This window comes from Marivita sp., from assembly GCF_022763305.1.
In the GTDB taxonomy this organism is placed as follows: Bacteria; Pseudomonadota; Alphaproteobacteria; order Rhodobacterales; family Rhodobacteraceae; genus Marivita.
On record NZ_JALEGT010000102.1, the window covers coordinates 72431 to 93444 of the forward strand.

General features: G+C 61.9%; 19 protein-coding genes, 1 tRNA gene and 1 pseudogene. 8 read left to right on the plus strand and 13 right to left on the minus strand.

All coding sequences use genetic code 11. The annotated features are described in order from the left end of the window. Positions 1–27: 27 nt before the first annotated feature. From yghX to MRY75_RS18415, 3 genes are all read left to right on the plus strand, one after another. Entirely contained in the window at positions 28–933 is a 906-nt protein-coding gene (gene yghX / locus MRY75_RS18405; protein ID WP_292309465.1) for a YghX family hydrolase, read from the plus strand. 84 nt (positions 934–1017) lie between these two features. Then, positions 1018–1692 carry an SDR family oxidoreductase gene (locus MRY75_RS18410; protein ID WP_292309466.1) on the plus strand — a complete coding sequence of 225 codons (675 nt, stop codon included), beginning with the start codon at positions 1018–1020 and terminating at the stop codon, positions 1690–1692. A 10-nt stretch (positions 1693–1702) separates the two neighbouring features. Next, a complete protein-coding gene (locus tag MRY75_RS18415; protein ID WP_292309467.1) occupies positions 1703–1900 on the plus strand; it encodes a hypothetical protein in 198 nt (65 codons plus the stop codon). Between the two features lie 35 nt (positions 1901–1935). Here MRY75_RS18415 and MRY75_RS18420 read toward each other — a convergent pair whose 3' ends face one another. The 6 genes from MRY75_RS18420 to MRY75_RS18445 form a co-directional block, all read right to left on the minus strand. Continuing rightward, entirely contained in the window at positions 1936–2103 is a 168-nt protein-coding gene (locus MRY75_RS18420; RefSeq protein WP_292309468.1) for a hypothetical protein, read from the minus strand. A gap of 112 nt (positions 2104–2215) precedes the next feature. Further along, positions 2216–2497, minus strand: coding sequence for an HlyU family transcriptional regulator (locus MRY75_RS18425; RefSeq protein WP_292309469.1), 282 nt, complete (start codon positions 2495–2497; stop codon positions 2216–2218). A gap of 3 nt (positions 2498–2500) precedes the next feature. Next, the gene (gene rpoD, locus MRY75_RS18430; RefSeq protein ID WP_292309470.1) at positions 2501–4486 is read right to left on the minus strand and encodes an RNA polymerase sigma factor RpoD; all 1986 of its coding nucleotides are present in this window, start codon (positions 4484–4486) and stop codon (positions 2501–2503) included. 112 nt (positions 4487–4598) lie between these two features. After that, positions 4599–6545 (minus strand): DNA primase, encoded by a 1947-nt coding sequence (dnaG, locus tag MRY75_RS18435; RefSeq protein ID WP_292309471.1) that lies wholly within the window; start codon positions 6543–6545, stop codon positions 4599–4601. A 63-nt stretch (positions 6546–6608) separates the two neighbouring features. Further along, entirely contained in the window at positions 6609–6911 is a 303-nt protein-coding gene (locus tag MRY75_RS18440; protein ID WP_292309472.1) for a hypothetical protein, read from the minus strand. A gap of 72 nt (positions 6912–6983) precedes the next feature. Then, positions 6984–8420 carry a Glu/Leu/Phe/Val dehydrogenase gene (locus MRY75_RS18445; RefSeq protein ID WP_292309473.1) on the minus strand — a complete coding sequence of 479 codons (1437 nt, stop codon included), beginning with the start codon at positions 8418–8420 and terminating at the stop codon, positions 6984–6986. 298 nt (positions 8421–8718) lie between these two features. On the opposite strand from MRY75_RS18445, the gene MRY75_RS18450 reads away from it, so the two are divergent. Genes MRY75_RS18450 through MRY75_RS18460 form a run of 3 tightly spaced genes read left to right on the plus strand, consistent with a single transcriptional unit; the run spans position 8719 to position 11677 of the window. Further along, on the plus strand, positions 8719–10389 hold the full coding sequence (locus MRY75_RS18450; RefSeq protein ID WP_292309474.1) for a Tad domain-containing protein: 1671 nt from the start codon (positions 8719–8721) through the stop codon (positions 10387–10389). Next, positions 10386–10925, plus strand: a complete 540-nt coding sequence (locus MRY75_RS18455; protein ID WP_292309475.1) for a pilus assembly protein — start codon at positions 10386–10388, stop codon at positions 10923–10925. The genes MRY75_RS18450 and MRY75_RS18455 overlap by 4 nt, the downstream gene beginning before the upstream one ends. Further along, positions 10925–11677, plus strand: coding sequence for a hypothetical protein (locus MRY75_RS18460; protein WP_292309476.1), 753 nt, complete (start codon positions 10925–10927; stop codon positions 11675–11677). Before MRY75_RS18455 ends, MRY75_RS18460 begins: the two co-directional genes overlap by 1 nt. Positions 11678–11680: 3 nt before the next feature. Here MRY75_RS18460 and MRY75_RS18465 read toward each other — a convergent pair whose 3' ends face one another. The 4 genes and pseudogenes from MRY75_RS18465 to MRY75_RS18480 all read right to left on the minus strand — a co-directional run bounded on the left by MRY75_RS18465 (position 11681) and on the right by MRY75_RS18480 (position 15260). Beyond that, a complete protein-coding gene (locus MRY75_RS18465) occupies positions 11681–12157 on the minus strand; it encodes a hypothetical protein (RefSeq protein ID WP_292309477.1) in 477 nt (158 codons plus the stop codon). 46 nt (positions 12158–12203) lie between these two features. Then, a pseudogene (locus MRY75_RS18470) lies at positions 12204–13154 on the minus strand (NAD(P)-dependent oxidoreductase). 98 nt (positions 13155–13252) lie between these two features. After that, entirely contained in the window at positions 13253–15052 is a 1800-nt protein-coding gene (locus MRY75_RS18475) for an ABC transporter transmembrane domain-containing protein (RefSeq protein ID WP_292309478.1), read from the minus strand. A 134-nt stretch (positions 15053–15186) separates the two neighbouring features. Beyond that, positions 15187–15260: transfer RNA gene (locus tag MRY75_RS18480), tRNA-Gly, on the minus strand. Positions 15261–15421: 161 nt separating this feature from the next. Between MRY75_RS18480 and MRY75_RS18485 the strand changes: the two genes are divergently transcribed. Then, the gene (locus tag MRY75_RS18485) at positions 15422–16183 is read left to right on the plus strand and encodes a TIM barrel protein (protein WP_292309479.1); all 762 of its coding nucleotides are present in this window, start codon (positions 15422–15424) and stop codon (positions 16181–16183) included. Here MRY75_RS18485 and MRY75_RS18490 read toward each other — a convergent pair whose 3' ends face one another. From MRY75_RS18490 to MRY75_RS18500, 3 genes are read right to left on the minus strand one after another with little or no spacing between them, the layout of a single operon-like run. Continuing rightward, positions 16184–16921 carry an Asp/Glu racemase gene (locus tag MRY75_RS18490; protein ID WP_292309480.1) on the minus strand — a complete coding sequence of 246 codons (738 nt, stop codon included), beginning with the start codon at positions 16919–16921 and terminating at the stop codon, positions 16184–16186. Next, a complete protein-coding gene (locus MRY75_RS18495; protein WP_292309481.1) occupies positions 16921–18081 on the minus strand; it encodes a Xaa-Pro peptidase family protein in 1161 nt (386 codons plus the stop codon). Before MRY75_RS18495 ends, MRY75_RS18490 begins: the two co-directional genes overlap by 1 nt. Next, on the minus strand, positions 18078–19112 hold the full coding sequence (locus tag MRY75_RS18500) for a pyridoxal-phosphate dependent enzyme (RefSeq protein ID WP_292309482.1): 1035 nt from the start codon (positions 19110–19112) through the stop codon (positions 18078–18080). The genes MRY75_RS18495 and MRY75_RS18500 overlap by 4 nt, the downstream gene beginning before the upstream one ends. Positions 19113–19248: 136 nt before the next feature. Here MRY75_RS18500 and MRY75_RS18505 point away from each other — a divergent pair, with 136 nt between their 5' ends. Beyond that, positions 19249–20901, plus strand: coding sequence for a thiamine pyrophosphate-dependent enzyme (locus MRY75_RS18505; protein WP_292309483.1), 1653 nt, complete (start codon positions 19249–19251; stop codon positions 20899–20901). The last annotated feature ends 113 nt before the right edge of the window (positions 20902–21014 follow it).

The following is a 21014-nucleotide window of genomic DNA, read 5'->3' on the forward strand; positions in this document are numbered from 1 at the left end:
GGCGACGGCGTCACAGGGAGATTTGCAATGAACGAGATTACCCCGACCAAACGCATGACGGCCAAGGATTTCGACCAGGAGCTGCTCGAACTCTACGACTATTACGCCCATGGCCAGATCACCAAACGCGAGTTTCTGGACCGTGCGGCCAAATTCGCCGTCGGCGGCCTGACGGCAGCGGCGCTGCTGAACTTGATGTCGCCAAATTACGCGCTGGCCGAACAGGTCAGCTTCAACGACCCCGACATTCTGCCGGAATACATCATGTATCCGTCGCCCAACGGGCATGGCGAGGTGCGAGGCTATCTGGTGAAGCCTGCAAACCTGACCGGCCCCGCCCCTGCGGTGGTGGTCATCCACGAGAACCGGGGGCTCAATCCCTATATCGAGGATGTTGCGCGGCGCGTGGCCAAAGCCGGGTTCATCGCCCTTGCGCCCGACGGTCTGACCAGCGTCGGCGGGTACCCGGGCAATGATGCCGAAGGCCGCGAGTTGCAGCGCACGGTGGATGGCGAAAAGCTCATGAACGACTTTTTCGCAGCCTACGAATTCCTCGCCAGTCATTCCGACACGACCGGCAAGGTGGGTTGCGTCGGCTTCTGTTATGGCGGCGGAGTCTGCAACGCGATGGCAGTGGCCTATCCCGAATTGGGGGCCTCGGTGCCGTTCTACGGACGGCAAGCCAATGCGGCGGATGTCCCGAACATTCAGGCACCGCTCTTGCTGCATTACGCCGAACTCGACGAGCGCATCAACGAAGGCTGGCCTGCTTACGAGGCGGCCCTGCAGGAACACGGCAAGACCTACACCGCGCATATCTATCCGGGCGTGAACCACGGTTTCCACAACGACAGCACGCCCCGCTATGACGAAGCTGCGGCCGAGCTGGCCTGGGAGCGGACCATCGCTTTCTTCAACGAACATCTGAGCTGATCGAGCATGTTGGTCCGGGGGAACCCGGACCGCCCCCCTTTGCGTTGGTGCTCTGACAAAAGACACCAACTCAAAGGACGTTTCATGACCAGAAAGACCCTCTTCATCACCGGCGCGTCCACAGGCATCGGTGAAGCCACTGCGCGTTCCGCCGTCGAACATGGCTGGAATGTCGGTCTTTTTGCGCGGTCGAAAGACAAGCTGACAGCATTGGCCGAAGAGTTCGGCGATCATGCGCTGGCCTTGCCGGGCGATGCCACCGATCTTGACGCGCAATCCGACGCGTTGGCGAAACTGGCCGACCAGTTCGGAGCAGTGGACGCCGCCTTTGCCAATGCCGGGACAGGTCTCAGCGCATCGGGGACGGATGCCGGCGATCCCGATGAATGGGAGCAGATGATCCGGCTCAACGTGCTGGGCCTGCTGTGGACGACCAAGGCCGCGATGCCGCATCTCAAGACCTCCAAAGGGCATCTCTTGATGACCGGGTCTGCCGCGGGTCGCCGCCACATCAAGGGGTCGGTCTACGGGGCCTCCAAGTGGTTCGTTCATGGCTATGGCGGCAATATCGCAGAGGAGATGCGCGAATGGGGTGGCCGCTGCACCGTGATCGCGCCGGGGATGGTGGACACGCCGTTCTTTGACGATGCCAAACCCGACAAGCTCAAGCCCGAAGACATCGCACGGTCGGTGATCTTCGCTCTGGACGCAGACCCCCGCGCGACTGTGCAGGAAGTCTTCGTCATGCCAACACATTGAGGAGGCGCTGATGACTGCCGATACCTCTGACCCGACAACCGGACCGGGTTCCACGTCGGACCCGAACCAGGCGGACCGCACCGGTTTCCCTTGGCCCGACAAACACAAGGATGTGCCGGACACGTCGGATGGTCCCAAACAGACGAACCCCGATCCTGAAACGGGGCCCGGAACGACACGCGACCCCAATCAAGCGGATCGCACATGACATAAAGGCGCGCCACGGATGGCGCGCCTTTTGCGTCAGTATGTGCCAGACGGAACGGTGGCCACCACCGGGCCAGTCGACGGCTGCGGCAGAATAGTGTCCACGATGTCGCCAGCACTCTGGCACGACGGCACATTTGGATCCGGATAGGCGAACGCCGTCACCGGCAGGAGGAAGAGCATAGCAATCAGGGTCTGTTTCATCTGAGTGTCCTTTCGTGACACTCAGATGGGCATCCCCCATCCTCACAAAAACGCAGATCCGTGCAGAGCCCTTGTGCGGATCGGCCCGGTCACTTCAGCGTGAAACACGGGATCAGGAGAAAATCCGATCGCCCTGTTGATCGACCAGCATGCGCGCCTTGTTCATCGACGCGGTGCATGCCTCATCATAGCTTTGAAGCGTGTCTGCGCGCATCATGAAATGCGATTTGACCTCGCCGTCGATCTCTTTCTCGATCCGCGCACCGATGCGCCACGTGCCACCATCTTTGACCGGCTCCGCGTAAATCGTGTAGGCGTTATGGGTCTCGGCAGGCGTCGAAGGCGGTGTGTTCGAGCCACCGCCTCCGCCGAAGAGTTTCTTGAGAAACGACATCGCTTACTGATCCAGGAACGACCGCAGCTTGCGCGACCGGCTCGGGTGCTTGAGCTTGCGCAGCGCCTTGGCCTCGATCTGGCGGATCCGTTCGCGGGTCACGCTGAACTGCTGGCCCACTTCCTCGAGCGTATGGTCGGTGTTCATGCCGATGCCAAAGCGCATCCGCAGAACACGTTCCTCGCGCGGGGTGAGCGACGACAGAACCCGTGTCGTGGTTTCCTTGAGGTTCTCCTGAATGGCGCTGTCGAGCGGCAGCACGGCGTTCTTGTCCTCGATGAAATCGCCCAGCTGGCTGTCTTCCTCGTCGCCGATGGGCGTTTCAAGGCTGATCGGCTCCTTGGCGATCTTCATCACCTTGCGGACCTTCTCAAGCGGCATCTGCAGCTTTTCGGCCAGCTCTTCCGGCGTCGGTTCGCGGCCGATCTCGTGCAACATCTGGCGACCGGTGCGGACCAGCTTGTTGATCGTTTCGATCATGTGCACCGGGATACGGATGGTGCGTGCCTGATCGGCGATGGAGCGGGTGATCGCCTGACGGATCCACCATGTGGCATAGGTCGAGAACTTGTAACCCCGGCGGTATTCGAACTTGTCCACCGCCTTCATCAGGCCGATATTGCCTTCCTGAATGAGGTCGAGGAACTGCAGACCGCGGTTGGTGTATTTCTTGGCGATCGAGATCACGAGACGCAGGTTCGCTTCGACCATTTCCTTCTTGGCCTTACGCGCCTCTTTCTCGCCCTTCTGGACCTGTGCGACGATGCGGCGGAATTCGCTGATGTCGAGGCCGACATACTGACCGACCTGCGCCATGTCGGCGCGCAGTTCTTCTGCCTTGTCGAGCGAGCGTTCGATGAACATCTGCCAACCGCGACCCGCCTTCTCGGCCATCTCGTCCAGCCAATTGGGATCAAGCTCGCGCCCGCGATAGGCTTCGATAAATTCGCGGCGGTTGATGCGGGCCTGATCGGCCAGTTTCACCATCGCGGAGTCAATCGACATGATGCGCTTGTTGATGCCGTAAAGCTGGTCGATCAGCGCTTCGATGCGGTTGTTGTGCAGGTGCAGTTCGTTGACCAGAACCACGATTTCAGAGCGCAGTTTCTGGTACCGCTCCTCGTCGCTGTCGCTGAACGATCCGTCCTCGTTCAAGGTGGCCGAGATGCGGCTGTCCTGCATGCTCGACAGCTCTTCATAGTCCTGCGCAATCCGGTCGAGCGTTTCGAGAACGCGTGGCTTGAGTGCGGCTTCCATGGCGGCAAGCGACATGTTCGCCTGTTCGTCCTCGTCGTCCTCTTCCTCGCGGCGGATGGGGTTGCCATCAGCGTCGAGCTCTTCGGACCCGCCGTCCTCCTTGTCCGACCCGCTTTCGCCTCCTGAAACAACGCTGGGCGCGACGTCTTCGTCGTCCCCCATCTGATTGCCGAAGGTCGTTTCAAGGTCGATCACATCGCGCAGCAGAATGTCTTCGCTGAGAAGTTCCTCGCGCCAGATGGTGATCGCCTGGAAGGTCAGCGGGCTTTCGCAGAGCCCGGCGATCATCGTGTTGCGGCCGGCCTCGATGCGCTTGGCAATCGCGATCTCGCCTTCGCGGCTGAGCAGTTCGACACTGCCCATTTCGCGCAGGTACATGCGGACCGGGTCGTCGGTACGATCCAGCTTTTCCGATGTGCCCGAGGCCAGCGCGATTTCGCCGGGACGCGCCGTCTGGACAAGCTCGGTGCTGCCCTTGTCGTCGTCATCGTCGGATTCTTCGTCATCCTCGGTGACCTGGATGCCCATCTCGGACAGCATCGACATCACGTCTTCGATCTGATCGGAGCTGACCTGGTCCGGAGGCAGAACCTCGTTCAACTGGTCGTAGGTGATGTACCCGCGCTCGCGCGCATCGGCGATCATCTTCTTGACCGCAGCCTGGCTCATGTCGAGGCTGACATCATCCTCGCGGTCTTCGGTCTTGGCGTCGTCGTTATCTTTGGCGGCCATGGATGCTCCTGTCGAGGCGGGGCGATTCGATTGACCCGAATCAATAGCGCGAATTGGTGATTCGCACACCCGTTTACCCTGTTTCTTTTACGCTTTCCTTAGCAAAACACCGTCAACTCCGGGGTTTCTCGAAGCGAATGGTTTCCATCAAAGCGGCAAATGCGCTGCGTTCTTCTCGGTTGATCGCGGCCCCGTTCGGACCAAGATCATATTCGGCCTTGTCTTCGGACTGCGCCCGTTGCGCGCTCTGCCGTGCAGCCGCCGCCTGGCTCAATCGCCATGTGAGGGTCTCATCGGCGGAACCGTAAAGGTCTTCTGCCGCTTCGGCAATTTCCGCATCGAGCCCGATGCCCGCTTCCAGTTTTGCAAGCTCCTCGGCGATGGTCAGGCGGGCCAGTTCACGGTCGCCGGGGTTGCGAAGGCACGGCGTAATCGCCACATGGCGAGCGCGGCAGAGCTTTTCAAGGGCAGGTTCGCCCAGAATCGCGTCCGCGGCGGCCTGAACGGCCTCCGGGGCATCGCCAGCATGCCGCAAAAGGCAGGCGCGCAGTGCGGCGTGATCCGGATCAACGCAGGACATGCCCTCGATCTGCGAGTCGAATTCGGCGATCAATTCGGGGGTCGAGATCAGCGCGGCAAGGATCACCGCCTCGCGCAAGCGCAGTTCGACATCCTTACCGCCCGACACGAGCAATGATGCCCGCGTACCTTCGGCGGGCTTGACCAAGGCCGGCGCACCAAAGCGTCGTGCGGGGGCCCGATCTGCTTTCGAGGCCGGGCGGAACAGCTCCCAACGCAGGCGCTTGATCTCTTCGCCATAGTGCCCCCGCAAGGATGGGTCTTGTATGGTGCGCAGCCGCTCGCGCAGCGTCTTGTCCAGCGCGGCCTTGCGTTCGGGGCTGTCAAAGACGCGGCCTTCCGTTTCCCGCCGCCAGAGCAGGTTCACCATCGGCTGTGCCGCATCGAGCAGCGCCCGCATCGCCTCGCTCCCATCCGACCGGATGAGATCATCCGGGTCTTTGCCTTCGGGCAAGAGCACGAAGCGCAGCGATTTCCCCGCTTCCAGCAGAGGCAGCGCAAGGTCGATGACACGGTACGCCGCATTGAGACCGGCCTTGTCGCCATCCAGCGCCATGATCGGCTCGTCCGTGATGCGCCACAGCATCTGCAGCTGGGTCTCGGTCACAGCGGTTCCAAGCGGCGCAACAGCGGCTTCGAACCCGCCTGTCGCAAGCGCGATGACGTCCATATAGCCTTCGGCGACGATCAGAGGCTGCCCCTTGCCCGCCGCCTCGCGCGCAGGGCCTTGGTTGTAAAGCGTCCGGCTCTTGTCGAAGAGCGGAGTTTCCGGGCTGTTGAGATATTTGGCATTGTCGTCCGGGTCCATCGCCCGCCCGCCAAAGGCGATGGTCCGCCCGCGCGCGTCCCGGATCGGGAACATGATCCGATTGCGGAACGTGTCGTAGGGCTTGCCGCCTTTCTGCGACGGCTTGGCCAGACCAACTTCGATGATCGGGTCCGGCGCGATCCCCTGTCCGGTCAGGTGATCCCACAGCGTCTGCCACCCCGGCGGCGCGAAGCCGATATCGAACCTGTTCTGCGTCGCCTCGTCCAAGCCGCGCCGGGCCAGATAATCACGCGCAGGACCGCCTGTGCCGCTGCGCAACTGCAATCGGAAAAAGCGCACGGCCTTTTCCATGATCTCGACAAGCTGCGTCCGGTGATCGGCCTTTTCCTGCGCCTTGGGATCGCGAGCGGGCATCTGCATGCCGGCCTCAGCGGCAAGGATCTCGATCGCCTCCATAAAGCCGACATTTTCGGTCTCGCGGACAAAGGAAATCGCATCGCCTTTGGCGTGGCACCCAAAGCAATAGTAATAGCCCTTGCGGTCGTCGACGTGGAAACTGGCCGATTTTTCCTGATGGAACGGGCATGGCGCCCACATGTCGCCCTTGGCCTGATTTGACTTGCGCGTGTCCCACAGCACCTTGCGCCCGACCACCTGGGACAGGCTGATGCGGGTGCGCAGGTCGTCTAGGAAATTGGGCGGCAGGCTCATGTCCGGAATATCGGGATTCGATGCTCCAGAGTCCAGTGGGCGTGCCGGGTGAAACGCGTGCGCCTATTGCGACAGACAGGTCTGGTAGAGCGTGTTGCTGACCTCGGGCGTCATTTGCTCTTCCGGCAATGAATAGATCCAGGCGATCAACTGCACCGTGAGGACTTCGTCGTTCTTCGACACATTCGGGATGTTGCGCAGCACACGCCGTTCCGCGCGCCGTTCGTTGGTGCCGTTCTTGCGCTCGGTCATGATATTCGTCGCGATCTGGCCGATCTTCCGACACTCGGCATCCTTGTCCTGCGCCATCGCCGGAGTCGACAGGCACAGCGTCAGGGCAATGGGGGCAAACAGGGTACGGATCATGGAGGTCCTCATGGATTGGGCCGGGTCAAAGCGTGCATCACACCTAACCCAGCCCAAACGCAATGTCATCCGTCAGAGGCCCTTCGCCCGATAGGCCGATGCGACCTTGGTGATCGCGACGATATAGGCGGCTGTGCGCAGGTCCTGCACGTCACCCCGGCCATGCCACACCTCGCGCATGGATTGGTAGGCGATCCGCATCGTGTCATCGAGGCCCGAGCGCACCAGTTCCAGCTCGTCCGCACCACGCAGGTACTTCTGCTTGAAGTCAGGTGTCATCGACCACTTGTCGCCCATCATGTCGTCGAGGCGTTGCAATTCGTCGATGACCAACTGGTGCCGCGCCTCTTCCTGGCGGCGCTGCATGCGGCCAAAGCGGATGTGGCTCAGGTTCTTGACCCATTCGAAATAGGACACCGTCACACCACCAGCGTTGGCGTACATGTCGGGAATCACAACCGTCCCCTTGGCGCGCAGGATGTCGTCGGCCCCTGCCGTGATCGGCCCGTTCGCCGCTTCGATGATAAGCGGAGCCTTGATCCGGTTCGCGTTTGTCAGGTTGATCACCCCCTCAAGCGCCGCCGGTATGAGGATGTCGCACTCGGCTTCAAGCACGGTTGGCCCTTCAGCCGTGTGGCGCGCATCGGGATACCCGGTCACGCCGCCATGTTTGACGATCCAGTCCCGCACCGCTTCGACGTCGAGTCCGTTCTCGTTGAACAGCGCGCCGTCCCGTTCGATGATCCCGATGATCTTGCAGCCATCTTCGGAGCCCAGAAACTTGGCCGCGTGGTAGCCCACATTGCCGAGACCCTGCACGACCACCCGTTTGCCATCCAGCGTGCCGGTCAGGCCGGCCGCCTTGATGTCTTCGGGATGACGGAAGAATTCCCGCAGGGCGTATTGCACACCTCGGCCAGTCGCCTCGACCCGCCCGGCGATCCCGCCATTGTTGATCGGCTTCCCGGTCACGCAGGCCCGTGCGTTGATGTCCGTGGTGTTCATCCGCGCGTATTGGTCGGCAATCCACGACATTTCCCGTTCACCGGTTCCCATGTCGGGCGCTGGCACGTTCTGGGCCGGGTGGATCAGGTCTCGTTTTGCCAGCTCATAGGCAAAACGACGCGTGATCTGTTCCAGCTCGTATTCGTCATATTCGCGCGGGTCGATCCGCAGACCGCCCTTTGATCCGCCGAACGGCGCTTCGACCAGAGCGCATTTATAGGTCATCAGCGCTGCAAGCGCCTCGACCTCGTCCTGGTGCACGGACGGCGCATAACGGATGCCGCCCTTGACCGGTTCCATATGTTCGGAATGCACGGATCTGTATCCCGTGAAGGTCTTGATCTGGCCGCGCAGGCGCACGCCAAACCGCACGGTATAGGTCGCGTTACAGACGCGGATCTTTTCCTCGAGGCCGGGCGGCAGGTCCATCAGCGCGACCGCGCGGTTGAACATCAGGTCGACTGATTCCCGAAATGTCGGCTCATTGGCTGGTATGGTGCTCATCTGTCCCTCCCGAGCTTGTGCGCACATCGACCTTATATCTCACCAGCCTGTGACTGCATGGTTAATTTTCCAACGCATATTCTTGACGCGGATTTAGCGAACGAAAACGCCAATTGTGGCGGACTGTTTCACACGCGGCATCAATAAGGCCTCTCGATACTGAATTATCCATAAAAAACAATGCACTCCTTATTTTCTTCACAATTCGGGCCGTAATCCCGCCGTGTTTCGCCTGCACTCCTGTCAAAATCTAAGTGGGGTGTCAGACCGTCCTGAAAGGGCGGGAAAGAGGTACTAAATGATCGGATTAAGCAACCTTCTGCCAAGGGTGCGGACCGAGATGCGGAGCAAATCGAAGCTGCGGTCCAGCGCGGCCTCGATCCTGACCCGCTATACTCGGGAAACCGATGGCAACATAACCATCTTCGGCCTTATGGGCGTCTTCGTCATGCTGGTCTACGGCGGGATCGGGATCGACATGATCTATTCCGAGGTGGAACGGACCCGGCTTCAGAACACGCTGGACCGCGCCGTTCTGGCCGCTGCCGACCTTGAACAGCAGATCGACCCGGAAGTCCTCGTTCAGGATTACCTGACGAAGATGAACCTGGAGGACACGCTTGCGGACGTGAACATCACGGTCGATTCGGGTTTGAACTTCCGGACCGTCACGGCCGAGGCGCAGCGCACCTACAATTCGAACTTCCTGCATCTGCTCGGTTTCGACAAACTGCAATCGAGCGGCCTCGCAGCTGCCGAAGAGCGGATTTCGAATATCGAGATTTCCCTTGTCCTCGATATTTCGGGCTCGATGGGTCAGAACTCGAAGATCGAAAACCTGCGGACTGCCGCGACCGAATTCGTGGACACCGTCATCAACAACGACGATGCCGGCCTTACGACGATCAGCATCATTCCGTACAACGCGACGGTAAGCCTTGGGCCGACCTTGTCTCAGTATTACACTCTGACAAACGAGCACAACACGTCGAACTGCGCGATCTTCCCGGACTCCGCGTTCTCATCGCGGGCGATTTCACCGACGAGCCCACTTCAGCGGCTTGCCCATTTCGACCCGTACACGCTCGACGAAAACACCACGGTCACACCTGATTCGTGGTGCCCGGTCGGGACCTATGGATCGATGATCGCGCACAGCTCTGATCGTGACGAGCTTGTTGCCCATATCGCCACCCTGAGCGCAGGCGGCAACACCGCCATCGACCTCGGGATGAAGTGGGGTGTGGCACTGCTCGATCCGTCTGCGCGGCCTGTCGTCGACGACTTGATCGCTGACGGGCACGTCGTGGCCGAAGCTGCGGGTCGCCCCGCGGCATACGATGCGCCGGACGCGCTCAAGATCGCGGTCGTCATGACCGACGGCATGAACACGACCCAGTTCGACCTCGCTCCGGAATATGCCAGCGGCATGTCCAATATCTGGATCGACGATCGCGGCGACAATGATCCGACCAATGACCGGTTTTCGCACCGGGTGCGCGACTGGAACGGCAACAACAACGACGTCTATTTCTGGTCCCGGTACGAGTATAGCAGTTGGAGCAACCGGTATCGCAACACGCCGGACGGCGGCAACAGCGCACGTCGGATGAGCAATGCCGAAGTGTTTGCCCGCTGGGGTACCCGCGCCTTCGGCAACAAGTTCTTCCGCCGCCCGTACCACGATGGCTGGGTGTCGTATAACCAATACTACAACGCCTACTACTCTTACGTTCCGATCGTGGACGGCACCCAGGCTGACCAACGCCTGTCGACCATCTGCGCCCAGGCGCGCGATGCCGACATCACCGTCTTCGCCATCGGGTTCGAAGCCCCTGATGCAGGTCAGGCGGCTATGCGTGACTGTGCCTCTTCGCCGGCCCACTACTTCCCGGTCGAAGGGCTGGAGATTTCCGAAGCGTTCCAGGCCATTGCCCGGACTATTAACCAGCTGAGGTTGACACAATGATGCGGTTTGTTCCCAAGAAATTCCGCAGCTTCCTGCGGGACGAAAGCGGCTCTGTCGTAACGATCCCCTTCGTCATCTGGGCGCCTGTGTTCCTGGCCGTCATCGTGGCCGGAATGGAAATCGGGGCTCTCTCGATCCGCCACACGCAACTCGAACGCGGTTTGGATCTGGCAGTTCGCGATGTGCGGCTCGGAACCGGCGAGAATATCGACCACGACACGCTCAAGACGTCGATCTGTGAAAACGCCCCCGTGCTGACGGATTGCGAGACCATGCTGCGTCTCGAGATGATCCCGCTGAGCCTTCGGGACTGGACGGAACCGGCACGGGATGCGGACTGCTATGACTCGGCAGAACCCGTGCGCCCGCTGCGCCAGTTCGATCCCGGTCAGCCCAACGAGCTGATGCTGCTGCGCGCCTGCTACAAGTACAAGCCGATCAGCCCGGCGGGCAGTGTGGCGGCCGCCATGCCCAAAGACGCCGATGGATACGCTGCAATCGTTTCCTTCTCGGCCTTCGTACAGGAGCCCTACTAATGACTGCTCGTATTCATGAACGTGTGTCGCGGTTCATCCGCGACACCAAGGGCGATGCGACGCTTGAGGCCGTCATCATCCTTCCTGCTCTGATCGTGATCTTTGCAATCTCATGGCTCTATTTCGACGTGATGCGCCAACAAGCCATCAACCAGAAGGCCAACTACACGATCGGCGACATCATCTCGCGCGAAACCGAGATACTTGACGACACATATATCGACAACGCCCGGAACCTCCTGTTCCACCTTGCACAGGCCCAGGGCGACGATATCGACCTTCGGATCTCGGTGGTCCAGTACAACAAGCAAGGTAACGGCGTCAGCAACGGCAACGAAACCTACGACCTCGTCTGGTCGGTGGCGCGTGGCGACTGGCCGGCTCTGACCCAGGGCGACATGACCACCTACCTGCCGGCTCTTCCGATCCTTGCGGTTGGCGACCAGACCATCATCGTCGAAAGCCGCGACTGGTATCAGCCGCTGGTGCATCTGGCGAATGACGGGTTCGACATCACGACTTACTCGTTCACCCGTCCGCGCTTTGCGTCGCAGGTGATCTTTGAAGGCGCGAATGACGGGTCCGGCAAGGTCTGGCAGAACAACGGCTGGGGCAATGGCGACCAGGATGCTCCGGGCGGTTCGCTCTGCAACAACAACGCAGAGAACGCCGACGAAGGTGACGCAAGCGACGAATGCGCCGCGACGACGTCCGAGCCGACGAACGGCAAAGGCAAGAAGAAGAATACCTGATCTTCAAGCCTGACGCCGTGCGATCATGACGGCGATGATATCAGCCATTGGGCGGGCCTGAGACCCCGGTGTCACCCCGCCCACGGCCACCCGGCGCCCCACACGCCACCACAGACCCGGCTGCCACGCCCGTGGCGCCGGGTTCTTCAGTTTGAGCGTAAAGCCATTGGACGGCTTCATCGCAAACGCGCCCCGGTTGACTGCGATGATGTCCTCGACCCGCGCGATCACCGTGCCGTCACTGTCAGTCAGCGCCTCTTCGGTGAGAAACAGCTTTCGCGTCGTCGCCACCTGCAGCTTGTACGCCATCCAAAGCGAAACCAGCCCCATGCCCAAGAGAAAGGCCTGCCAGATCAGGCTCGCCGGCGGCTGAAGGAAGGCCAGGTAAAGTACCAGACCACCCAGCATGAGCAGCATTCCAATCCCGATCACACGGCGCGGGCCGCGCGGATCGACCTCGGCAAGGATCTCGTCGGTCATGGCGTCTCTCCTGTAGTGCAAGGACGCCGATAGCGCATTCACACCATCAAGGCGAGACTGCTCGAACGATCTCCCACCCGCGCTCTTCGGGTTCGTCGTCAATCAGTTCGGTCGGGAAACCCGGTGCGGTGATCGACAGCCCTGTCGCTTCCTCCAGCCGCTCGATCAGCCGATCCGACTGTGCCCGGTCGCCATAGCGCGCCTGCCCGTCCTTCACGATCTAGATGAGCAGCGGCGACAGTTCCAGCGGCACATTCTTGGCGTCGGCCAAGGACTGGAAGAGGCCGATGTCCTTAAGTACGAGATCCAGCGTGAAATCCACGTCGCGATTTCCCGACAGGATCAACTGGCTTTCAGTTTCGTGCACAAAGGACGTGCCCGACGACGCCTTGATCGCTTCGTAGGTCGTGCCAAGGTCGATCCCATGCGCCGCCATCGTTGTCATGGCCTCACAGAGGCTCGCCAGATGGATCGTCGCGAGGTAGTTGGTCATCACCTTGAGCACAGACGCGCTGCCCACCTCACCGGTGTGCAAGACGCGCCGGCCCATATAGGTCAGCAGCGGCAGCACAGTTTCAAAGGTCGCCCGGTCACAGCCAGCAAAGATCGAGATATTGCCGGTTGCCGCCCGATGGCACCCACCCGAAACAGGCGTGTCCGCCGCCCGCCCACCCCGGTCCTGAACCGCCTTGGCCTGCACCTTGATCGCTTCGGGGTCGGTGGTCGACATCTCGAGCCAGATTTTGCCCGGTCCGATTTCCGGCAGAAGCTGATCCAGCACCGCCTGCGACGCCGCAGGGCTGGGCAGGCTGGTGATCACCACCTCGCAATCGCGCATGATCTGCGCAGGGCTCGTGCCTGCCTTCGCCCCCTTGGATACCAGAAAGTCGATCCGCTCGGAATCAAGGTCGAAAACCGTCAGGTCCACCCCGTTGCGTGCCAGCGTTCCCGCCAGCTTGGCCCCAACGGCCCCCAATCCCACAAATCCGACTTTCATGGCCTTCTCCCTGCATGCCGTTCGGCGTCAGGGTGATGCTGCCGATCCCAACCTGTCATGGTCAAAACCGACACTTGCCGTCCCGCTTGTCGAAAATTCTACTCTGCGGCCATGCCGTCGGTGAACTGCAACCGGGCCAGACGGGCATACAGACCGTCTTCGGACACCAGCGCATCATGCGCACCGGAAGCCACGATGCGCCCCTGATCCATGACAATGATGCGATCCGCTTTCTTCACGGTCGCCAGGCGATGCGCCACGATGACAGTCGTGCGCCCTTCGGACAGCTCGTCCACCGCGCGCTGCACCGCACGTTCGCTTTCGGCATCCAGCGCGCTTGTCGCCTCGTCCAGCAACAGCACCGGCGCATCCCTGAGAATGGCGCGTGCGATGGCGATACGCTGCTTCTGGCCACCGGACAGCATCACGCCGCGCTCGCCGAGCCAACTGTCATAGCCGTCAGGCAGAGCCGTGATGAAGTCATGCGCTGCAGCCGCTTTGGCCGCGGCCTCGATCTCGTCATCCGTGGCACCGGGACGGCCAAAGCGGATGTTGTCGCGTGCAGAGGCGGCAAAGATCACCGGATCCTGCGGCACCAATGCAATATGCTTGCGGAACGCGTCCCGGCTCAGGGCATCAATCCGCATGCCGTCAAGACAGATCGACCCGGAGTCGGGATCATAAAACCGCTGGATCAACTGGATGATCGTCGTCTTGCCAGCACCGCTGGGTCCCACGACCGCCACGGTTTCGCCGGGCGCGATCCGCAGGTTCACACCGTCCAGCGCCGCAACACCCGGACGGCTGGGATAGCTGAAATGCACGTCCTCGAAGGTGATCTCGCCCCGAACGGGTTCCGGCAAGGTCAGAGGTGTTTCGGGATCGTTGACCGTGTCTTCGGCATGGAGCAGTTCGACAAGGCGTTCAGTCGCGCCCGCAGCGCGCTGCAATTCGCCAAAGATTTCGGACAAGGCCGCAACCGAACCCGCAACCATGACCGAATAGATGACGAACTGCACCAGTTCACCGGCGCTCATCGTGCCATTGCGCACGTCGGTCGCACCAATCCAGAGAACGCCGACAATTCCCGTAAATACAAGGAAAATCACGATGGCCGTCATCTGCGCCCGCGTCCAGATCCGGCGACGGGCTGCATCAAAGCTCTTTTCCGTGACGTCGCCGAAGGCGTTGCGCGAAATCTCCTCGTGGGTGAAGGCCTGCACCGTCTGCACTGACAGCAGCGCCTCGGACGCATTGCCCGACGAGGCCGCGATCCAGTCCTGGTTCTCGCGGCTGAGTTTGCGCATCTTCCGGCCCAGCACGAGGATGGGCACCACGACCGCCGGCACGATCAACAGCACCATGCCCGTAAGCTTGGCCGAGGTGAACAGCATCAAGATCATGCCGCCGAAGAAGATCAGCACGTTGCGCAATGCGATGGAAATGGACGATCCGATAACGCTCAGGATCAAAGTGGTGTCCGTGGTGATGCGGCTCAGAACTTCACCTGTCATCACCCGCTCGAAGAAGGACGGGCTGAGCCCGATCACGCGACCGAACACCGCCTTGCGGATATCCGCCACGACCCGTTCCCCCAGGCGCGTCACCAGCGCATAGCGCAGCGCCGTTCCAAGGGCGAGCAGACCGGCAATGCCCAAAGCTGCCGCGAAATAGAGGTCGAGCAGCGCCCCGTCCGATGTGTTGAAATTGTCCACCACCCGGCGTACCGCCATAGGCAGGATCAGCGAGACGCACGCGGTCGCGCTCAACGCGAACAGGGCCGCGAACATCAAGGTCCGGTATGGGGTGATGAACGGCCACAGTGCCGCCAAAGATCCAAGCTTCTTGGATTTCTCGCGTTCGTCGGTCTTTGCCGGTATCGGAGTCGCGTCCGCCATCAGGTTCCCATTTTTTGCTGCACTCGCTTAAACCTTGGGCAGCCCGCAATGGTCAAGCCGAACGCACCGCAAATGCCGATTTGCCGCGCCAAAGGCAAACGTTTTGCGAAAACCGGGATTTGAGGATCAAGCTTTGGAGCGGGCGACGGGAATCGAACCCGTATCATCAGCTTGGAAGGCTGAGGTCTTACCATTACACAACGCCCGCTCAGCGTCCTTGGACCTATGGTATGGCTGGTGCGCCGTCAAGTCTTCGCAGGCCAGCCCGAGTCGGAAATTCCGCAGACCACGTCCGACCGCATGTGTCTGGCGTTTCACAGCACAACGCGCCAAGAGACACCGGCACGCACATGTTGAACGGAGGGCCCGTTGAAGTTTTCAGCAAATCTGGGGTTTCTGTGGACCGACTGTCCGCTTCCCGACGCCATCCGCGCGGCCAGGGCCGCCGGGTTCGATGCGGTCGAATGCCATTGGCCCTATGACACGCCCGCCAACGCCGTGACCGCCGCGCTGGCCGAAACCGGGCTGCCGATGCTGGGCTTGAACACGATCCGCGGCAAGCCCGGCGAATTCGGCCTTTCCGCCCTGCCCGACCGTGTGCCCGAGGCGCGCGCCGCCATTGATCAGGCCATCGCGTATGCCACGGCCACCAAAACAGGCGCGATCCATGTCATGGCGGGCAATGCCTCTGGCACGGCAGCGCGCGCGACCTTCCTCGACAATCTGCGCTATGCCCGCGCGGCCTGTCCCGATGACATCCTGTTGCTGGTCGAACCGCTCAACCGTCACGATGCGCCGGACTATTTCCTGCGCAGCACCGATCAGGCCGCCGATCTGCTGGCCGACCTCGACCTGCCCGGTGTGAAGATCATGTTCGACTGCTACCATGTTGCCAGAACCGAAGGCGATGTCGTCACACGCCTCGAAGCGCTGCTGCCGCTCATCGGGCATATCCAGTTCGCAGCCGTTCCCGATCGGGGCATCCCCGATCAGGGCGAGATCTGGTATCCCTTCGTCTTTGAACGGATTTCCGCCCTCGGCTGGACCCGTCCCCTGGGGGCTGAATACCGCCCTGGCGCGGATACCGATCAAAGCCTGGGGTGGCTGCACGCCGCACGGTCGAATGGGTGATCAGGCGTAGTCAAACACCCGGCCGACACGCGCCCCTTGAGCCGAGAACCCGGCCAGTCGACCAAGATGCCACGCCAGAACCTGGTTGCTGGACAGTGCGAGTCGGCCCAGAGCGTCCTCGATCTCGTCGATCACGTCAAGGGCACGCAGATTGGTGCAGGACAGGAAAACGGCATCGCAGTCGGCACTTCGCCCCACCTCGATCGCGGCATCGCGGATGGACGCTCCGGAAATCCGCACCACCCGTTCTTCCAATGGCTCATCGAAACTGCCGAAGGCCGTGACGGCAATCCCCTCCGCGGCCAGCGCCTCGATCAGGCGCGCGCTGACCGAGGCGACATAGGGGCTCACCAAACCGATCCGGGTGAGTCGGCCGAGACGACAGGCGGCCACAAGCGACGTGAGCGGATCGGACACATGCGGGGTGGCAGCACCCGTCTTGACCAGATCAGCCACACGGGTGGTCCCGATGGCGGCACTGGCCGAGGTGCATCCATAACCCACCGCTGCCAGATCCGCGCCAAGCGGCAGCAACCGCGCTGCAGCCGTAAGATTGTCCTCCATCGCGCAAAGCGTGTCGAGCGACACCGTCGCCCCGGACGGCACACGCGAGACCAGAAGTTCCACCTCGGAAGGCAGCAACCTGCGGAAATCGCGCTCGATCGTTTCATCGCTCTGCAAGGCGATCAGGCCGATCTGGGTCGGGCGGTGCGGGTCAAGCGTGTAGGGAAGCGCCATCAGATCACTCTTATGTCTGGGGATTGCGGGTCAGACAGAAACTCCGCGCCGCCGTCACGGATCACGATGTTTTCTTCATGCACGAGGAGCCTGCCATCGCGCACCGTCACCGACGGCTCAAGCGTGAGCACCATGCCCGCCGCCAGAACCGTGTGATCTTGCGGGATGATCGACGGGCCTTCGGTCAGTTGCATACCCAGCCCATGCCCAAGACGCCCGGCCTCCATCACATCGCCCGAGGGATTGACCACCCCGTTCATCGCGTGAAAGAGATCCGAGATTGTCGCGCCGGGTCTGGCAAGCTCGGCCGCTGTCCGCGTTGCATCGATCACCCTTGCATGAGCAGAGGCCACGTCGTCTGTCGGAACGCCGAGGCTGAAATTCCGGTCAAAGTCGCAGAAATAGCCGTCCCAGACCAAACCCGTGTCCAGCATCAGGACATCACCTTGCGACACAGGCTCATCGGTTGCGGGAGAGATCACATCGGCATAACCCGACGCCCCTGCCGCTCCGGCCAGGTACGGCACCCAATCCGCCCCTTCCTGAAGGCACAGCATCTGGAACCGGCGGATCACCTCTGACAGCGGCATCCCCGACGTGATGGTTTGCGGAACCCGGTCGAAAGCGCGGTTGGCGACCCCGGCCGCGTGGCGAATCTTTTCGATTTCGCGCTCGGACTTGATCAGGCGCAGCCGGCGGGTGATGCCCCCATCTCCGACCAGTACGCGCGGCAAGAGAGCCATTTCAAGCCGCCTCAGATCCGCCAGCGGCAGGCGCACATGGCTTTCGATGTGATCAGCAATTCCGATCCGACCGCCAACAGGCACACATTCGGCCAGCGCGTCGGTCAAGAGACTGATCCCGTCATCCGTATAGTCCGGCGCGGCCCACGTGCGGACGTCCGTGACCCAGCTTTGCCGCATCAGATGCGCTCCGATGGACGGGATCACCGCAATCGGCGCGCCATTTGCAGGCAGAACAAGAAACCAGGGCCGCGTCGGGCTTTCCCAGAACCGCGTCAGGAACCCGGTGTAGTACCGGATCTCCGGCTCCGTGGTCAGTAGAAGCGCCGACAGTTCGTGCTCGGCCATAAGAGCTTGTGCGGCTTTTGTCCGTGCCTCGAATTCCGACACCGGAAAGCCACGCGACGGCGCCGTCATGCGGCCTGCTCACTCAGGATCACGAGCACCCGGGCATCCTCTGTCAGACCCAGAGCGTCCCGCGCGGCCAACAGACCCGCTACTCCGGCGCCGCCCGAAGGTGTTGTGGGATAGCCTGCCTTGGCGCAGGTCTCGCTGCCTGTCTTGCCTTCCTCTTCGGTGATGAGCACAAAAGCATCCGCATCCCGGGCCAGCCCCTTCAGCGCAATCAGCGACGGCTCCTTGCAATCAAGACGCCCCATGGCGGATTCCGGCCCTTGCGTGACTTGTGCCGAGCCTGCCTTGATCGACGCATACAGCGCCGGGGCGACTTCGGGTTCGACCACGATGATCCGGGGTGCATCCGCCCAGGCGACCCGCGCATAGGCGGCGCAGGCCGTCGCCAACCCACCGACCCCCGCCTGCAGAAAGATGTGGGTAGGTGCTTCGGGCATCTGCGCCACCGCTTCCTGCATCAGCACCAGATAGCCTTCCATCAATGTGTGCGGCCGGTCGACATATCCCGGCCAGGAGCTGTCCGACAGCAAGGCCCAGCCATGCTCTTCCGCCGCCGCAGCGGCACCTGCCATTGCCTCTTCGTAGATGGACCCATGCCGCACGACCTCCGCTCCAAAGCTGCGCAACCGGTCTGCAAAGCCTTCGGGCACAGTATCCGCCAGATACACAACCGCTCGCGCTCCAAACGCCAGTGCACCCGCCGCAACAGAGAGGCCGTGATTGCCTGCGCTCGCGGTGACATAGGTGCGCCCTGCCGAGGCACCCGCTTCGGCATCCCGCGCGATCACATAGGCCGCACCAAGCGCCTTGAAGCTGCCCAGCCCCATGCGATTGCGTTCATCCTTGACGTGAACCTTGGCCACCTGCGCGGCCTTTGCGAGGGCGGGCACATCTTCAAGCGGCGTGACAGACGCGGCCGGACAGCGCGTGAGCAGAGCGACCGGAAGGTCGGCGTCGACGCTGGGAAAAGGAATTTCGGCCAGCGTGGACACCACGGCCTGCGCCATTGAGGGAGTTTTGAGTAGGAGTTCCATGCACCCATCGTGGCAGACCGCAGCCTGCTCTGGCACGTCAAGGCCGACACCCGCAGGGCGTCAAACGACCATCTGTTTGCCCTGTCCCGCCTTCGGCTTTAGCCTGCACAAAAATCAACCACAGGCTCTGACCGTCATGTCCCGTTCCAACACCACGATCCGCGCTGCCGACCATCTCGTTGACCTGCTTGTCGCCCAAGGGACACGCGCCGCCTTCGGTGTTCCCGGTGAAAGCTATCTGCCGGTGCTTGATGCGTTTCACGGGCGCGAGACGGACATTCGCTTCGTGACCTGTCGACAGGAGGGCGGTGCTGCGATGGCCGCCGAGGCATATGGCAAACTCACGGGTCGGCCCGGCATCTGCTTTGCCACACGGGGGCCCGGTGCCACCAATGCCAGCGCGGGGGTGCATGTCGCCTTTCAGGATTCGACACCGATGATCCTGTTTCTTGGACAGGTCGCGCGCGACATGATGGACCGCGAGGCCTTTCAGGAAATCGACTACCGCCGCATGTTCGGGCAGATGGCCAAGTGGGTGGCGCAGATCGACGATGCGTCCAGATTGCAGGAATATGTCAGCCGTGCGTTCCGGACGGCGATGTCGGGGCGGCCGGGGCCGGTGGTCCTCGCCCTGCCCGAGGACATGCTCTACGACGAAATCGCCCGTCCGACACCACCCGCGCGGATCGAGGCCCCGCGGTTCCTGCCATCGGACGCCGAGATGGAGGCGCTCAAGGCGCGCATCGCGCAGGCCGCGCGTCCGCTTGTGTTGGCGGGCGGAGGTGGCTGGACCGAGGCGGGCATCGCAGCCCTCCGGCGTTTTGCGGAAACGCAAGGTCTGCCCGTTGCGGTTTCCCTGCGGTGTCAGGGACTTATGGACAACCGCCATCCGAATTACGTCGGTCATTACGGCGTCGGCACCCCCCCATACCTGAAGGAGATCATGGCCGACACGGACCTGCTCATCGCCGTCGGGCCGCGTCTTGGAGAAATGACCACCGCAGGGTACACGATCCTGACACCGCCCGTGCCCGAGCAATCGCTGGTCCATATCTACCCGGATCCCGAGGAAATCGGACGGGTGTTCGAACCCGAGATCGCGCTTGTTGCGGATACCGTAACGTGGTGTACGGCTGCGGCGGGCTGGGATCCCATCGCCCCGGACCGTTTTGCGAACCGGACGACTGACCTGCGCCAACAGTACGTTTCGTTCCGCGACCCGTCTTCGGTCGCCGAGGACTGGCTGGCCGGCTGTTTCGCGCATTTGGCCGACGTGCTGCCCGAGGACGCAATCGTCTGCAACGGCGCGGGCAATTACGCCGGGTGGCTGCATCGCTTCTACAGCTACCGCGCGCCGGGGTCGCAGCTTGCTCCGACATCCGGTTCGATGGGGTACGGTCTGCCTGCCGCGATCGGCGCAGCGATCTGCGCGCCGGACCGCGAGGTGGTTGCCGTTGCGGGTGACGGGTGTTTCATGATGACCTGTCAGGAGATGGCGACAGCCGTTCATCACGGCCTGAACCTGACGGTCATTGTCATCGACAACGCCCGCTACGGCACGATCCGCGCCCATCAGGAACGGGAATACCCGAACCGGATCTCGGGCACGGAATTGACCAATCCGGATTTCAGCGATTTTGCGCGGTCCTTCGGCGCGTTCGCGATCAAGGCCCAGGATCAGGCCAGCTTCGTGGCCGCCCTTGCCGAGGCGCGGGCGCGGACAGGCGTCAAGCTGATCGAGGTGAAAGCCGATCCCGACATGCTGTCGCCCGGAAAGCGTCTGACCTAGTCGGACGAGGCGGATCGGCGGAGGCCATCCTCAGTCGCGCGGCGGGGGCGGAACATCCCGCTCGCTTGATCGGAACGTTCTGGCAGCAGAGGCGGTTAGCCTGTCATCGAAAG

Bases quoted from the DNA above. Each gene is read 5' to 3' on its own strand.
- MRY75_RS18505 (WP_292309483.1), top strand. From the start codon at position 19,249: ATGTCCCGTTCCAACACCACGATCCGCGCTGCCGACCATCTCGTTGAC.
- dnaG (WP_292309471.1), bottom strand. From the start codon at position 6,545: ATGAGCCTGCCGCCCAATTTCCTAGACGACCTGCGCACCCGCATCAGC.
- yghX (WP_292309465.1), top strand. From the start codon at position 28: ATGAACGAGATTACCCCGACCAAACGCATGACGGCCAAGGATTTCGAC.
- MRY75_RS18445 (WP_292309473.1), bottom strand. From the start codon at position 8,420: ATGAGCACCATACCAGCCAATGAGCCGACATTTCGGGAATCAGTCGAC.
- MRY75_RS18410 (WP_292309466.1), top strand. From the start codon at position 1,018: ATGACCAGAAAGACCCTCTTCATCACCGGCGCGTCCACAGGCATCGGT.
- MRY75_RS18425 (WP_292309469.1), bottom strand. From the start codon at position 2,497: ATGTCGTTTCTCAAGAAACTCTTCGGCGGAGGCGGTGGCTCGAACACA.
- MRY75_RS18465 (WP_292309477.1), bottom strand. From the start codon at position 12,157: ATGACCGACGAGATCCTTGCCGAGGTCGATCCGCGCGGCCCGCGCCGT.
- MRY75_RS18455 (WP_292309475.1), top strand. From the start codon at position 10,386: ATGATGCGGTTTGTTCCCAAGAAATTCCGCAGCTTCCTGCGGGACGAA.
- MRY75_RS18490 (WP_292309480.1), bottom strand. From the start codon at position 16,921: ATGGCGCTTCCCTACACGCTTGACCCGCACCGCCCGACCCAGATCGGC.
- MRY75_RS18495 (WP_292309481.1), bottom strand. From the start codon at position 18,081: ATGACGGCGCCGTCGCGTGGCTTTCCGGTGTCGGAATTCGAGGCACGG.
- MRY75_RS18415 (WP_292309467.1), top strand. From the start codon at position 1,703: ATGACTGCCGATACCTCTGACCCGACAACCGGACCGGGTTCCACGTCG.
- MRY75_RS18500 (WP_292309482.1), bottom strand. From the start codon at position 19,112: ATGGAACTCCTACTCAAAACTCCCTCAATGGCGCAGGCCGTGGTGTCC.
- MRY75_RS18420 (WP_292309468.1), bottom strand. From the start codon at position 2,103: ATGAAACAGACCCTGATTGCTATGCTCTTCCTCCTGCCGGTGACGGCG.
- MRY75_RS18440 (WP_292309472.1), bottom strand. From the start codon at position 6,911: ATGATCCGTACCCTGTTTGCCCCCATTGCCCTGACGCTGTGCCTGTCG.
- MRY75_RS18475 (WP_292309478.1), bottom strand. From the start codon at position 15,052: ATGGCGGACGCGACTCCGATACCGGCAAAGACCGACGAACGCGAGAAA.
- rpoD (WP_292309470.1), bottom strand. From the start codon at position 4,486: ATGGCCGCCAAAGATAACGACGACGCCAAGACCGAAGACCGCGAGGAT.
- MRY75_RS18460 (WP_292309476.1), top strand. From the start codon at position 10,925: ATGACTGCTCGTATTCATGAACGTGTGTCGCGGTTCATCCGCGACACC.
- MRY75_RS18450 (WP_292309474.1), top strand. From the start codon at position 8,719: ATGATCGGATTAAGCAACCTTCTGCCAAGGGTGCGGACCGAGATGCGG.